Annotated in this window: 13 protein-coding genes and 1 tRNA gene; 2 read left to right on the forward strand and 12 right to left on the reverse strand. The window is 55.2% G+C overall.

From position 1 onward, the window contains the following. Window positions 1-387: 387 nt before the first annotated feature. Window positions 388-463, reverse strand: a tRNA-Ile gene (locus tag OGV75_RS03290). 125 nt (window positions 464-588) lie between these two features. Here OGV75_RS03290 and mug point away from each other — a divergent pair. Continuing rightward, window positions 589-1,095 carry a G/U mismatch-specific DNA glycosylase gene (gene mug / locus OGV75_RS03295; RefSeq protein WP_053388745.1) on the forward strand — a complete coding sequence of 169 codons (507 nt, stop codon included), beginning with the start codon at window positions 589-591 and terminating at the stop codon, window positions 1,093-1,095. A gap of 45 nt (window positions 1,096-1,140) precedes the next feature. Here mug and rpoD read toward each other — a convergent pair whose 3' ends face one another. The 3 genes from rpoD to rpsU form a co-directional block, all read right to left on the reverse strand. Beyond that, window positions 1,141-2,985: an RNA polymerase sigma factor RpoD gene (gene rpoD, locus OGV75_RS03300; RefSeq protein ID WP_016154549.1), complete on the reverse strand. Its 1,845-nt coding sequence runs from the start codon at window positions 2,983-2,985 to the stop codon at window positions 1,141-1,143. A 164-nt stretch (window positions 2,986-3,149) separates the two neighbouring features. Further along, window positions 3,150-4,895: a DNA primase gene (dnaG, locus tag OGV75_RS03305; RefSeq protein WP_003828467.1), complete on the reverse strand. Its 1,746-nt coding sequence runs from the start codon at window positions 4,893-4,895 to the stop codon at window positions 3,150-3,152. A gap of 240 nt (window positions 4,896-5,135) precedes the next feature. Then, window positions 5,136-5,351 (reverse strand): 30S ribosomal protein S21, encoded by a 216-nt coding sequence (rpsU, locus tag OGV75_RS03310; protein ID WP_001144069.1) that lies wholly within the window; start codon window positions 5,349-5,351, stop codon window positions 5,136-5,138. A 235-nt stretch (window positions 5,352-5,586) separates the two neighbouring features. Here rpsU and tsaD point away from each other — a divergent pair, with 235 nt between their 5' ends. Continuing rightward, window positions 5,587-6,600: a tRNA (adenosine(37)-N6)-threonylcarbamoyltransferase complex transferase subunit TsaD gene (tsaD, locus tag OGV75_RS03315; RefSeq protein WP_003024694.1), complete on the forward strand. Its 1,014-nt coding sequence runs from the start codon at window positions 5,587-5,589 to the stop codon at window positions 6,598-6,600. A gap of 48 nt (window positions 6,601-6,648) precedes the next feature. On the opposite strand, the gene ureG is transcribed toward tsaD, so the two are convergent. The 8 genes from ureG to OGV75_RS03355 all read right to left on the reverse strand — a co-directional run bounded on the left by ureG (window position 6,649) and on the right by OGV75_RS03355 (window position 13,165). Next, window positions 6,649-7,266, reverse strand: a complete 618-nt coding sequence (ureG, locus tag OGV75_RS03320; RefSeq protein WP_016154547.1) for an urease accessory protein UreG — start codon at window positions 7,264-7,266, stop codon at window positions 6,649-6,651. Between the two features lie 9 nt (window positions 7,267-7,275). Beyond that, the gene (locus OGV75_RS03325) at window positions 7,276-7,947 is read right to left on the reverse strand and encodes an urease accessory protein UreF (RefSeq protein WP_213239528.1); all 672 of its coding nucleotides are present in this window, start codon (window positions 7,945-7,947) and stop codon (window positions 7,276-7,278) included. Beyond that, on the reverse strand, window positions 7,947-8,405 hold the full coding sequence (gene ureE / locus OGV75_RS03330) for an urease accessory protein UreE (RefSeq protein ID WP_016157501.1): 459 nt from the start codon (window positions 8,403-8,405) through the stop codon (window positions 7,947-7,949). The genes OGV75_RS03325 and ureE overlap by 1 nt, the downstream gene beginning before the upstream one ends. A gap of 9 nt (window positions 8,406-8,414) precedes the next feature. Next, window positions 8,415-10,118 (reverse strand): urease subunit alpha, encoded by a 1,704-nt coding sequence (ureC, locus tag OGV75_RS03335; RefSeq protein ID WP_286480357.1) that lies wholly within the window; start codon window positions 10,116-10,118, stop codon window positions 8,415-8,417. Then, a complete protein-coding gene (locus OGV75_RS03340) occupies window positions 10,111-10,431 on the reverse strand; it encodes an urease subunit beta (protein ID WP_016154543.1) in 321 nt (106 codons plus the stop codon). The genes ureC and OGV75_RS03340 overlap by 8 nt, the downstream gene beginning before the upstream one ends. Before the next feature lie 9 nt (window positions 10,432-10,440). Beyond that, window positions 10,441-10,743 (reverse strand): urease subunit gamma, encoded by a 303-nt coding sequence (locus OGV75_RS03345; RefSeq protein WP_016154542.1) that lies wholly within the window; start codon window positions 10,741-10,743, stop codon window positions 10,441-10,443. Window positions 10,744-10,753: 10 nt separating this feature from the next. Continuing rightward, on the reverse strand, window positions 10,754-11,578 hold the full coding sequence (locus OGV75_RS03350) for an urease accessory protein UreD (RefSeq protein ID WP_200084175.1): 825 nt from the start codon (window positions 11,576-11,578) through the stop codon (window positions 10,754-10,756). A gap of 123 nt (window positions 11,579-11,701) precedes the next feature. Then, window positions 11,702-13,165, reverse strand: coding sequence for an anion permease (locus OGV75_RS03355; protein WP_046276256.1), 1,464 nt, complete (start codon window positions 13,163-13,165; stop codon window positions 11,702-11,704). Between the last annotated feature and the right edge of the window lie 17 nt (window positions 13,166-13,182).

Consider the following 13,182-nt stretch of genomic DNA (forward strand, 5'->3'; position numbering starts at 1 on the left):
CTTGTTACGCTGTTACTTACGTAATACATAGACAAGAGCAACACTAACTGGCAGAGCAACAAATGGGCTTAGACCAATATTGCTTAGCGTCATTAGCAAGCCACTCAAGGCAAGCATACGCTTTGACAGCAGGTCTGAGCCCTTAATAGAGTTAGTCATTGAGACCTCCATTAGGGGTTCCTGCCGTCTCATGAAGAGTTGGGAGCAAGAAATACAGACCCGTAGCGCTTGTGTTCTTAGAACATCTTCCAGTGAAAGAGGCCGCTACGACCCAACTGGACGTTTAGGCTTTTAGCCAAACCGTTACTCCAAAATACCTAGTTAAAGTATCCTATAGGTATCCTAGAGATTCTTTAAATTCACGATTCCTCGCAAACCCTTGATATTTGGTGGCCCCTGCTGGACTTGAACCAGCGACCAAGCGATTATGAGTCGCCTGCTCTAACCACTGAGCTAAGGGGCCGTGGCGGTGGATTATAAAGTAACTCCGCGTTGCAATCCAGACATAAGCGTACGGATGCTGTTTTTATAAACAATGTATTTTCAGTCCGTTATACTTGTTCCTCTGATGTATTGATGGGAGTAATTATGGTTAAGGACATACTGGCGCCGGGGCTGCGGGTGGTGTTTTGCGGCATCAATCCGGGGTTGTCTTCCGCAGGTACAGGATTCCCCTTTGCACATCCCGCTAATCGCTTCTGGAAGGTCATCCATCAGGCGGGATTTACCGATCGCCAGCTCAAACCCGAAGAGGCACAACACTTGCTGGACTTCCGTTGCGGCGTGACTAAATTTGTCGACAGACCGACGGTGCAAGCCAATGAAGTGAAGTTACAGGAGATGCGCAACGGCGGTCGTAAGCTCATTGAGAAAATAGAAGAGTATCAGCCCGCCGGACTCGCAATCCTTGGGAAGCAGGCATTTGAGCAGGGCCTCAGCCAGCGTGGGGCGCAGTGGGGAAAACAAACGCTGACTATTGGCGCGACGCAAATATGGGTTTTGCCGAATCCCAGCGGGTTAAGCCGGATTACGCTGGATAAACTGGTGGAGGCGTATCGGGAAGTGAATGACGCCCTGGCCAGACGGGGACTATAAAGAAAAACGCCACCTTGCGGTGGCGTTTATGCTTATGCGGCGAGATTAATCGTCGAGGAAGCTACGCAGCACTTCAGAGCGGCTCGGGTGGCGCAGTTTACGCAGCGCTTTCGCTTCGATCTGACGGATACGTTCGCGGGTAACGTCGAACTGTTTACCGACTTCTTCCAGTGTGTGGTCGGTATTCATATCGATACCGAAACGCATACGCAGAACTTTCGCTTCACGGGCGGTCAGGCCTGCCAGAACGTCGTGCGTTGCGGCACGCAGGCTCTCGGTGGTAGCAGAATCCAGCGGCAGCTCGAGGGTGGTATCCTCGATGAAATCACCCAGATGCGAATCTTCATCGTCGCCGATCGGCGTTTCCATGGAGATAGGCTCTTTAGCGATCTTCAGCACTTTACGGATCTTGTCTTCCGGCATCAGCATGCGTTCAGCCAGCTCTTCCGGCGTCGGCTCGCGGCCCATCTCTTGCAGCATCTGACGGGAGATACGGTTGAGCTTGTTGATGGTCTCAATCATATGTACCGGGATACGGATGGTACGTGCCTGATCCGCGATCGAGCGGGTGATCGCCTGACGGATCCACCAGGTTGCATAGGTAGAGAACTTGTAACCACGACGGTATTCAAACTTATCAACCGCTTTCATCAGACCGATGTTACCTTCCTGAATCAAATCCAGGAACTGCAGACCACGGTTGGTGTATTTCTTGGCGATAGAGATAACCAGACGTAAGTTCGCTTCAACCATCTCTTTTTTCGCACGGCGGGCTTTCGCTTCACCGATGGACATGCGACGGTTGATGTCTTTAACCTGCTCAATGGTCAGGCCGGTTTCTTCTTCAATCTGCTGCAGTTTCTGCAGTCCGCGGTGAACATCATCTGCCACGTCGTGCAGTTTTTCAGACCACGGTTTGTTCATCGCGATTGCCGCATTGAACCAGGTTTCGCTGGTTTCGTTGCCAGTGAACAGGGTGATGAAGTTTTTCTTCGGCATTTTGCACTGCTCAACGCAGAGCTTCATGATCAGACGTTCCTGAGTACGCACGCGGTCCATCATGACGCGCATGCTGTTTACCAGGTAGTCGAACTGCTTCGGCACCAGGCGGAACTGTTTGAACACTTCAGACAGCTTCTGAATTTCTTCCTGCGCGGCAGCATGGCTGCGGCCTTTCGCTTTGATGGTGTCGCGAGTGATTTCGTACTGAGTACGCAGTTCACCGAATTTTTCACGCGCTAATTCAGGGTCGATGCTGTTGTCGTCATCGCTGCTGTCGTCGTCATCTTCTTCATCTTCGTCTGCATCGTCATCCATCTCTTCCTGAGAGAGCTCAGAACCGACGTGTGTCGCCGTTGGCGCCATGTCTTCTTCCGCGTTCGGATCGACAAAGCCGGTGATCAGATCGGAAAGACGCGCTTCTTCAGCTTCTACACGATCGTATTGCTCAAGCAGGTAGGTGATGGCTTCCGGGTATTCGGCAACGGAGCATTGAACCTGGTTAATCCCGTCTTCGATGCGTTTAGCGATGTCGATTTCGCCTTCACGGGTTAACAGTTCAACGGTACCCATTTCACGCATGTACATGCGGACCGGGTCAGTTGTACGACCGATTTCGGACTCAACGCTGGACAGAACCTGGGCAGCCGCTTCTTCCGCGTCTTCATCGGTGCTGTTGGAGGTTTCAGCAAGCAGCAGATCATCGGCATCAGGTGCTTCTTCCATCACCTGAATACCCATGTCATTGATCATTTGGATGATGTCTTCGATTTGATCTGAATCGACGATATCTTCCGGCAGATGGTCATTGACCTCGGCATAGGTCAGATAGCCTTGCTCCTTACCACGTTGGACAAGTAGCTTCAGCTGTGACTGCGGGTTTTGCTCCATAAGACGGTATCCACACTTAATTCGTTTGATTGGTGTTGGGCGGTAAAACCGCCAACGGCAAAACGAGGGCATACTTATATTTTGCCGCTGCCTCTCCGTGCGGCTGTCGGGGGCTTCCCGAGCGATATTCGGCAGTTAAGCCGTTAAATACTTTTGTCTTTCTGTTATTTCTTGGCCAGTTCCTGATTCAGCGTCCAGAGTTCCCGGCGTTCTTCGCTGCTTAAACCGTGTGTGCGCTCACGAGCTATCAACTCTTCCTGGCGCAGCTCAAGCATCGAATCAAACATATGGTTGAGTGAGTCGGTGAAGGTTTTTTCTGCGATATCTTTATCTGCTATATCGTCCCACATCGACAGTTTTTCAAGGGTCGCAGCATCATTTGTGCCACGATAGTGTTCTAAAAGTTGTCCGGTGGTCAGACCTGGCTGAGCCAGACAAGTGTTGACCAGTTCTCTGAATAAGCCAAGTCCAGGCAGCTTATTGCTATCCAGTGCGCCTAACGGCGGAACCAGCGGGGCGAGACCCGGGTTCTGTACCAGCAACCCTATAAGTATACGCATGGTCGTACGTTTTAGCTGTGGAACAGGGCGGGAAGCCCCATTTTCTGCCAGTTTTGGCATTAAACGTTCAAGCTGACTGTCATCCAGAATGCCGAGCTTGTTTCCCAACTCCTGTCGCAGATAAATGCGTAACGTTTCGCCTGGTACCTGAGTAATCAGCGGTAATGCCAGCGTGCTGAGCTGTGCGCGTCCGTCCGGGGTACTCAAATCCACCTGCGGCAACAGGCTGTTGAATAAAAACGCGGAGAGTGGCAGCGCCTGCTCCATCCGGGCTTCAAAGGCCTCTTTCCCTTCTTTACGCACCAGCGTATCGGGGTCTTCGCCGTCAGGTAAAAACATAAAGCGTAGCTGGCGTCCGTCTGTCATATAGGGCAGTGCGGTTTCCAGCGCGCGCCATGCTGCGTCGCGTCCGGCACGGTCACCGTCGTAACAGCAAATTACGTTGTTCGTCGCGCGGAACAACAACTGGATGTGATCGGCGGTGGTTGACGTCCCAAGGGATGCCACAGCGTAGTTAATGCCGTATTGCGCCAGCGCCACCACATCCATATAGCCTTCTACCACTAACAGGCGCTGCGGATCGGCGTTATCCTGCTGGGCTTCATAAAGGCCATACAGCTGGCGACCTTTATGGAAAATATCGGTTTCCGGGGAGTTGAGATACTTCGGCAGGGCATCGCCCAGCACGCGTCCACCAAAACCAATGACTCGACCACGTTTGTCGCGGATGGGGAACATCACCCGTTCGCGGAAGCGATCGTAACTGCGTCCCTGATCGTTGGTGACCAACATTCCCGCATCGACCAGCGATTTACGATTCTCAGCATTGCCGCCAAACCGTTTCAGGACGTTGTCCCAGCCGGGGGGCGCAAAACCAATAGCAAAACGGGTGATAACGTCGCTACTTAATCCTCGCTTTTCCAGGTACTGGCGCGCGGGGGTAGCGGCGGGTTGCATCAAAGACTGTTGATAAAAAGTGTTCAGGCCGTCCATCAATTGATAAAGGCTTTGCCGTTGATGGCGCTCTATCTGACTAGGGCCACTGCCTGCTTCATAGGGCACTTCAAGGTTGTGCATTGCGGCCAGTTCTTCGACGGTTTCCACAAACTCGAGCTTGTCGTAGTTCATGAGAAAGTCGACGGCGTTGCCATGTGCGCCACACCCAAAGCAGTGATAAAACTGTTTCTCACCGTTTACGGTGAAAGAGGGGGTTTTTTCGTTATGGAACGGACAGCACGCGTGATAATTTTTGCCCTGCTTCTTCAGCTTTACCCGCGCGTCGATGAGATCGACAATGTCGGTTCTTGCCAGCAGGTCATTTATAAATACGCGTGGAATTCGTCCAGCCATATGCCCCGTTTATTTTTTTATGACTTATATACACAAAATCATTCAAGATGCTTCAAGACGGCAAGGGAGCGAATCCTCAGGAGCGTACATCAGTACGTGACTGGAGGGAACGACTGCAGCCAACGCAGAGGCAGCTTGAATGATGACGCGTATAAACGAAAACAAGCCGCGCATTCCTTCCGGAAGCACGGCCTTACAACTACAACTCTGTCTGAATTGAGAGCCTTGGCTCTCAATGGATTAGTACAGACGAGTACGGCGTGCGTTTTCGCGAGCCAGTTTCTTCGCGTGACGTTTCACAGCAGAAGCTTTAGCGCGCTTACGTTCAGTAGTCGGTTTTTCATAGAACTCACGACGACGAACTTCCGCCAGAACACCTGCTTTTTCGCATGAACGCTTGAAGCGACGCAGTGCTACGTCGAACGGCTCGTTTTCACGTACTTTAATTACCGGCATGTAACTCTCACCTTTATAAATTCGGTTTGCCGCTGGCATCAACGCCAGCTTATTTCAAAATGGTGCGGAATTTTACTGCAATTGCTGCTGCTTTGTAAAGCACCGACGCGATTTTGAAAGGGACTTTTATAAGGATAAGGAGTATACACGAGCGGAACTCCTGGGGCGAACAAAGTTTTACATCAACCCGCATTGGTCCTACACTGCGCGGTAATAGAGCGAGGTAAAACAAGTCATGCGTGTACTGGGTATTGAAACATCCTGCGATGAAACCGGCATCGCCATTTACGACGATGAAAAAGGTCTTTTAGCCAACCAATTGTATAGTCAGGTGAAATTACACGCTGACTACGGCGGCGTAGTGCCAGAACTGGCCTCGCGCGATCACGTACGTAAAACCGTACCGCTGATCCAGGCCGCGCTGAAAGAAGCGGGACTGACGGCAAAAGAGATTGATGCGGTGGCGTATACCGCAGGTCCTGGTCTGGTTGGCGCGCTGCTGGTCGGCGCAACCGTAGGACGTTCGCTGGCGTTCGCTTGGGGCGTACCGGCAATTCCTGTGCACCATATGGAAGGGCATCTGCTGGCGCCGATGCTGGAAGATAATCCCCCTGCTTTCCCGTTCGTTGCGCTGCTGGTTTCCGGCGGTCACACGCAACTGATCAGCGTCACCGGTATTGGGCAGTATGAATTGCTGGGTGAATCGATAGATGATGCCGCTGGTGAAGCGTTCGATAAAACGGCCAAGCTGCTGGGGCTGGATTATCCTGGCGGCCCAATGCTGTCAAAGCTTGCATCGCAAGGCGTTGAAAAACGCTTTGTCTTCCCGCGCCCGATGACCGACCGTCCGGGTCTGGATTTCAGCTTCTCCGGCCTGAAAACCTTCGCCGCGAATACCATTCGTAATAACGAAAATGACGATCAGACGCGTGCAGATATCGCCCGTGCGTTTGAAGATGCTGTGGTTGATACGCTGATGATCAAGTGTAAACGCGCGCTGGATCAAACCGGTTTTAAACGTCTGGTGATGGCGGGGGGCGTGAGCGCTAACCGTACGCTGCGCGCAAAACTGGCCGAGATGATGCAAAAGCGTCGTGGCGAAGTGTTTTACGCGCGTCCGGAATTTTGCACCGATAACGGGGCGATGATCGCCTACGCGGGCATGGTGCGTTTTAAAGCGGGTGCAACGGCGGATCTTGGCGTGACCGTGCGTCCTCGCTGGCCGCTGGCGGAATTACCGGCGGCATAAGCACATAATATTGTAGGCCCGGTAAGCGTAGCGCCACCGGGCAATACTCTACTCCCGCAGCATCCCTTTCTCTTCCAGAAACGCGATAATTTTTTCCAGACCCTCTCCGGATTTTAAATTACTAAACGTCCACGGACGCTCGCCGCGCATGCGTAGGGTATCGCGCTCCATCACCTCCAGCGAGGCGCCCACGTAAGGGGCCAGATCGGTTTTATTGATCACCAGAAAATCAGATTTGGTGATCCCCGGGCCACCCTTACGCGGGATCTTCTCGCCTTCGGCAACGTCGATCACATAGATCGTCAGATCCGCTAATTCCGGGCTGAAGGTGGCGCTCAGGTTATCGCCGCCGCTTTCCACAAAAATCAGATCCAGATTGCCGAATTTCTCGCTCAGCGCCTCTACGGCGGCCAGATTCATCGACGCATCTTCACGGATAGCGGTGTGCGGGCAACCGCCGGTTTCCACGCCGACGATCCTGTCTGGCTCCAGTGCGCCTGCTTCGGTGAGAATGCGCTGATCTTCTTTGGTATAGATATCGTTGGTTACCACCGCCAGTTGATAGCTGCTGCGCATGGATTTGCATAACGCTTCCAGCAGCGCCGTTTTGCCGGAGCCAACCGGGCCGCCAACGCCCACGCGCAGGGGATGCTTGTTGTTACTCATTTTTTCTCCTCAGGAGCGGAATAATCGGGAATATTGGGTTTCATGCCGGGCAGATGCGATGGCCGCCAACGGCGTTGCGGAGCCGAGGCTGGCGTCAGGACACGCCAGCGCCTGTGCCAGACCTTGTGCATACCGGTTGCAGAGCGCAAAGATCAAACGCTGGGCCGCCTGCTGCCCAAAAGGGACCAGTTTGACGCCAGCCATCACTGCGCTCTCAATCCAGCTGTAGCCGAGGCTTAATGCCAGCTCCGTCAGGGGGATTTTCCAGCGCACGCCCAGCCAGGCCATACCGCAGAGTTGGCTGTCGACAAAGAGCGCGCGCCACTCCCGCGAGCAATCTGCTTCCCAGTCGGTGACCAGCCGCGTAAACGCCGCGCCCCGACTGCGTTCTTCATCCCGTAGTTCGCGGGTTTCCCGACAGGCCAACAGGTAAGCGATCCAGCGGCGTGCTGCAGCCAGATCGTCCTGCTCGCAGGCGCGATACAGTCTCGCCAGTAGCGGTAGGTCGACGGTAAAGAAGTTCTGCTCCATCTGCTGGATTTGCCAGTCAGAGAAGTCATCGGCGCTTTTCACCCAGCCGATTTCAACCGCCCACTCCAGACCCTGGGACCAGGTAAACGACCCCACCGGGAGAGCGCTGCTGGCGAGCTGCATCAGACGCAGCTGTTGGATGTTATGCATCAGTGCGCATGGGCGTGATGATGCCCGTGTGATTCACTGGCATAAGCGCCTGCTTCCGGTTCAAACGGTAGTTGAGCGAACGTCACCTCCAGGCTGAACTGGCGCAACATGGCGTCCAGCACATGATCGTGATGGTAGCGCAACTCATCCGGCAGAATTTGCAGCGGAACGTGGCGATTGCCGAGGTGATAACAGGCTTTGGCGAGCAGGAAAGGATCGGCGCAGCGCACCACGGAAACTGACTCCGGCGCGGCGATCACTTCGATCACCTCGCTGCCATCTTCGGTGGTCAGCAGATCACCACTGCGTAACAGCAAACCGCGCGGAAGCATTAGCCCGGCTTCGCGACCGTCGTTCAACGTCACTCTGGCACGGCTTTTTACTCGAATATCAATGGGTAGCGTGACGCTTGCGGTGACGCGGTGGGCGTGGTCAAGGCGTTGGGTCAGGTAGATCATCGTCACTCCTCAAAACAGGAAATAGCGTTGCGCCATCGGCAAAACGTCTGCCGGTTCGCTGGTGATAAGTTCGCCATCAATGCGCACCTCATAAGTCTGAGCATCGACGGTGATATTGGGTTGCAGGCCGTTGTGGATCATGTCGGCCTTTTTCACCGTCCGACAGCCTTTGACGACGGCGATGGCGCTTTGCAAATTGAGCTGCTGCGGGATGTTTTGCGCGTTAGCGGCCTGCGAAATAAAGGTCAGCCGAGTACGATGCCGCGCCGCGCCAAGTGCGCCGAACATCATGCGGTAATGCACCGGCTGCGGGGTGGGGATCGAGGCGTTGATATCGCCCATCGGCGCACAGGCGATCATCCCGCCCTTTACGATCGTCGCTGGTTTTACGCCAAAAAAGGCTGGGGACCACAGCACCAGATCGGCCAGTTTGCCAGGCTCAACGGAGCCAACTTCGTGGGCGATGCCGTGGGTTAGCGCCGGGTTGATGGTGTATTTGGCGACGTAGCGTTTAACGCGCTGGTTGTCGTTGTCGCCTGTTTCTTCTGCCAGCGGACCACGCTGAACCTTCATGCGGTGCGCCACCTGCCAGGTGCGCAGGAGCACTTCGCCCACGCGCCCCATCGCCTGTGAATCGGACGAGGTCAGGGAAAACGCGCCAATGTCATGCAGCACATCTTCGGCAGCGATCGTTTCCCGGCGAATGCGTGATTCGGCAAAGGCCACGTCTTCGGCGATATCCGGATCGAGGTGGTGGCAAACCATCAGCATGTCGAGATGCTCGTCGATGGTGTTGACGGTATAGGGCAGCGTCGGGTTAGTGGAGGAGGGCAGAATATTCGGATGCGCGCAGGCGGTGATGATATCTGGCGCATGGCCGCCGCCCGCGCCTTCGGTGTGGAAAGTATGAATGGTGCGATCGCCAATCGCCGCCAGCGTATCTTCAACGAAACCGGACTCATTGAGCGTATCGCTGTGCAGCGCCACCTGGATATCCATCTCCTCTGCTACTTCCAGGGAACAGTTGATGGCGGCTGGCGTAGCGCCCCAATCTTCATGGATTTTCAGGCCAATGGCGCCCGCGGTGATTTGCTCGCGCAGGGCGTCAGGGTTTGAGCCGTTGCCTTTGCCGAGCAAACCGATGTTAACCGGCAAGGCGTCTGCCGCCTGCAGCATGCGCGCGATGTACCACGGACCCGGCGTGCAGGTGGTGGCGTTAGTTCCTGCTGCCGGGCCGGTGCCGCCGCCGATCATCGTCGTTACGCCGGAAACCAGCGCCTCCTGTGCCTGCTGTGGGCAGATCCAGTGAATATGCGTATCCACACCGCCCGCGGTGACGATCTTGCCTTCCCCGGCGATGACTTCAGTGCCCACGCCGATCGGGATCGTAACGTCGGGCTGAATATCAGGATTACCCGCTTTGCCGATGGCGAAGATCCTGGCGTCCTTGATGCCGATATCCGCTTTCACGATCCCCCAGTGATCGACGATCAGGGCGTTGGTTATCACCAGATCCACACACGCTTGCGCGCGCATTTGTCCCTGACCCATGCCGTCGCGGATCACTTTCCCGCCGCCGAATTTGACCTCTTCGCCGTAGGTGGTGAAGTCTTTTTCCACCTCAATCCACAGGTCGGTATCCGCCAGACGTACCTTATCGCCGGTGGTTGGGCCAAACATGTCGGCGTACGCCTGCCGTGAAATTTCACTCATCATTTGCCTCCAGTGCCCCCATCACTTCGCTGCGAAAACCCACGATCCTTTGTGCGCCAGCGACGCGCACCAGTTCGACTTCGCGTTTTTGTCCCGGCTCAAAACGTACCGCCGTGCCCGCAGGAATGTTTAGACGAAAGCCGCGTGCAGCCCGCCTGTCAAAGCGCAGCGCCGGGTTCACCTCGGAAAAGTGATAGTGCGATCCCACCTGGATGGGTCTGTCGCCATGGTTTTCCACCACGATCGTACAGGTTTCCCGCCCCTGATTGAGCGCGATATTGCCTTTGGCTATCTGATATTCACCTGGGATCATTGCCGCTCCTTAAACGATCGGATTGTGGACGGTGACCAGCTTTGATCCGTCCGGAAACGTCGCTTCAACCTGAATATCTGGGATCATCTCCGGCACGCCTTCCATCACCTGATCGCGGCGCAGGACGTGACGCCCGTCTTCCATCAGCGAGGCCACAGTTTGACCATCGCGTGCCCCTTCCATGATGAAAGCGCTAATTAGCGCCACCGATTCCGGATAGTTCAGCTTCAGCCCGCGGGCCAGGCGACGTTCTGCCACCAGCGCGGCGGTAAACAGCAACAGCTTGTCTTTTTCTCTGGGGGTTAGTTCCATACGGGGTCTCTTAGGTTTGCCAGATTCGCGGTAGTACGGGCGGTTTGTGTGTCAAAAGCGGGCGCAGAAATTGCCAAATGTCTCGCATAACGCGCTGAACAATCAGGTTGTCGTCGGCAAGAAAGCGGATCGTCAGCAGTGAGTCGTTAAGCGTTGCCCCGGCGTAATCGCCAAGCGGCGTCAGCCGCTCGCGCGTGCCTTCCAGCATGTTTTCAGTGGCCGGATAACACAGCAACGTGCCGACCCACGGATGGTGCGCGACGCCGCTCAACTCCCCCTTCTGCAACTGCAAGCGCTCTATCAGCAGCGGCTGCCCATTTCGCCACACTTCCAGACGGTTTTGCAGCGAGCCGTGGCTGAAGGACTCCTGCATAACTGGTCGCCCGAGGCACAGCAGATCCCAGGCCAGCAGTCGACTCTCCGACGCGATGTGAAAGACGGACTGGATAGTGGCGTTGGCGCCAGGAAAGAGGATCGTATCCTGGGGGAGCCACTCCAGCGTGGCGTGCGGGGCGAGCGTGAAATGTTGGCGCAGCAACGCCTGCGGGCCACCGCTGCGATAAAACTTTCCCGCGCCGGGCTGGGTGATTAACGCATGACTGTTTTCGTTGAGAGTTACGGCAATGTGTAGTTCATCCCCGCCGACGATCCCCGCGGGTGGATGAAGCAAATAGAGGTGGCAGACGTCCTCTTCCGGGTAAAACGGGCGCTGAACCGTCAATGGACCCTGATGACGCGCCGAGGCGAGCACCGTGTTGTGCCCAGTGCGGGTGAAATGCAGATCCAGTTCGGCCTGCCAGCCCCGTGTGAGTGTCTCGTGCGCAACCGTGTCCAGAGCGTTTCCCTTATCAGCATGAGGGTGTTTGCATACAAAAAAGTATGCCTCAGCACATCGGGAAATCGATCATATGAGAAGCTTATGGATAAAGGGGCGACAATATGCCGCCCCAATGGGGTTTTACAGTAAAACGAGGGGCATCCAGACCAGACCGGTAATCACTAGTAGCACAAGGAAAATCAGGCCAAAAATAGCACCGAGTCGCCAGTAATCCACCGTCGGCAAATAGCCGCTGCCGTAGTAGATAGGGCTAGGACCGGTGGCATACGGAGTCAGAATGCTGCCGAGACCAATGGCTGCGCCGACCATCAGGCAGAAGACCGGGAGTGGGATTTCCGGCATCGCCAGCGCGGCGGCAATCATCATCGGTGCCAGGGCGGAGGTATACGCCGTGGCGCTGGCAAAGAAGTAGCGCAGCAAATAGAACACCACAATGAGCGCCACCATCACCATCATCGGTGAATAGCCGCTCAACCCGTTTGCCAGCAGCTTGCCGAACCAGGTAATAAAACCGGTGTTATTGAGCCCGGTCGCCAGCGTTATCAGCGAGGCCAGCCAGAAAAAGACGTTCCACGCGGCTTTATTACTGACGATGTCATCCCAGCTAATGATGCGCAGTACCAGCATCAACGCCACTACGCTGTATCCGACCATCGCAGCGTCAATGTAATCGCCGCCGAAGATCCACAGCACCAGTGCGCCGACCATCAGCACCAACATCTTTTTCTCGCGTGCGCAGAGCGGTCCCATTGCTTTTAGCTCTGTATCCGCCCAGCGCGGAACCTGATCGCCGGATTTCAGCACCGGTGGATACAACACGTACGCCAACCAGGGCACAATCAGCACCAGTAAAATACTCAGCGGCAGCATGCCTAAGAACCAGTCGCCCCAGCTCAGCGCCGTGTGGGACGCGCCTTTCATCAGGCCGATTAACAGCAGGTTCGGCGCCATCGCCGTTAAGAAAATGGCGCTGGTGACGCAGTCGGCGACAATGCCCATCCACATAATGTACGAGCCAATGGAGCGAGAACTGGCGCTATTGGGCTGCGAGTTATACAGCGGCGGCAGGTTGCGGATAATCGGGTAGATTATTCCGGCCCCGCGCGCGGAGTTGGACGGCGTGACGGGAGCGAGGATAAGTTCAGAGAACATCACCGCATAGCCGAGAAACAGCGTCCGGTGCCCCATCTTTTTCACCAGCATCAGCGCGATACGTCGACCGAGCCCGGTTTTCTCATAGCCGGTACCAAACATAAAGGCCGCGAAGATAAGCCAGATTACCGAGTTTGAAAAACCTGATACCGCCCATGACAGCGATTTGGCGGTAAATTTAAAACCGTCCTGCGCGAGTTGCTCCGGGCTGAACAGCAGCCACGGTGAAAGGACGGCGATGATCGAAATGCCAATCATCGCTACCACCGCGCCCGGTACAGGTTCCAGAATAAGGCCCACAATCACACCGGTAAAGACGGCAAAATAGAGCCAGGTGTGGTTCTCAAGACCGTTGGGGACGGGCAGTACAGCAATAATGGCGATGACCACCAGCGGAGCCAGGTATCGCCACCAACCAGCTAAAGGTGCCATTGTTGTATCCCTACGAA

Origin of the sequence: Citrobacter sp. Cb028 (assembly GCF_030336705.1) — a bacterium.
In the GTDB taxonomy this organism is placed as follows: Bacteria; Pseudomonadota; Gammaproteobacteria; order Enterobacterales; family Enterobacteriaceae; genus Citrobacter; species Citrobacter braakii.

What these genes read in the sequence shown, in the direction of transcription:
- dnaG (WP_003828467.1), bottom strand. Translation starts at nt 4,895, where the DNA reads ATGGCTGGACGAATTCCACGCGTATTTATAAATGACCTGCTGGCAAGA.
- mug (WP_053388745.1), top strand. Translation starts at nt 589, where the DNA reads ATGGTTAAGGACATACTGGCGCCGGGGCTGCGGGTGGTGTTTTGCGGC.
- rpsU (WP_001144069.1), bottom strand. Translation starts at nt 5,351, where the DNA reads ATGCCGGTAATTAAAGTACGTGAAAACGAGCCGTTCGACGTAGCACTG.
- OGV75_RS03340 (WP_016154543.1), bottom strand. Translation starts at nt 10,431, where the DNA reads ATGATCCCAGGTGAATATCAGATAGCCAAAGGCAATATCGCGCTCAAT.
- OGV75_RS03355 (WP_046276256.1), bottom strand. Translation starts at nt 13,165, where the DNA reads ATGGCACCTTTAGCTGGTTGGTGGCGATACCTGGCTCCGCTGGTGGTC.
- OGV75_RS03345 (WP_016154542.1), bottom strand. Translation starts at nt 10,743, where the DNA reads ATGGAACTAACCCCCAGAGAAAAAGACAAGCTGTTGCTGTTTACCGCC.
- rpoD (WP_016154549.1), bottom strand. Translation starts at nt 2,985, where the DNA reads ATGGAGCAAAACCCGCAGTCACAGCTGAAGCTACTTGTCCAACGTGGT.
- ureG (WP_016154547.1), bottom strand. Translation starts at nt 7,266, where the DNA reads ATGAGTAACAACAAGCATCCCCTGCGCGTGGGCGTTGGCGGCCCGGTT.
- OGV75_RS03325 (WP_213239528.1), bottom strand. Translation starts at nt 7,947, where the DNA reads ATGCATAACATCCAACAGCTGCGTCTGATGCAGCTCGCCAGCAGCGCT.
- tsaD (WP_003024694.1), top strand. Translation starts at nt 5,587, where the DNA reads ATGCGTGTACTGGGTATTGAAACATCCTGCGATGAAACCGGCATCGCC.
- ureE (WP_016157501.1), bottom strand. Translation starts at nt 8,405, where the DNA reads ATGATCTACCTGACCCAACGCCTTGACCACGCCCACCGCGTCACCGCA.
- ureC (WP_286480357.1), bottom strand. Translation starts at nt 10,118, where the DNA reads ATGAGTGAAATTTCACGGCAGGCGTACGCCGACATGTTTGGCCCAACC.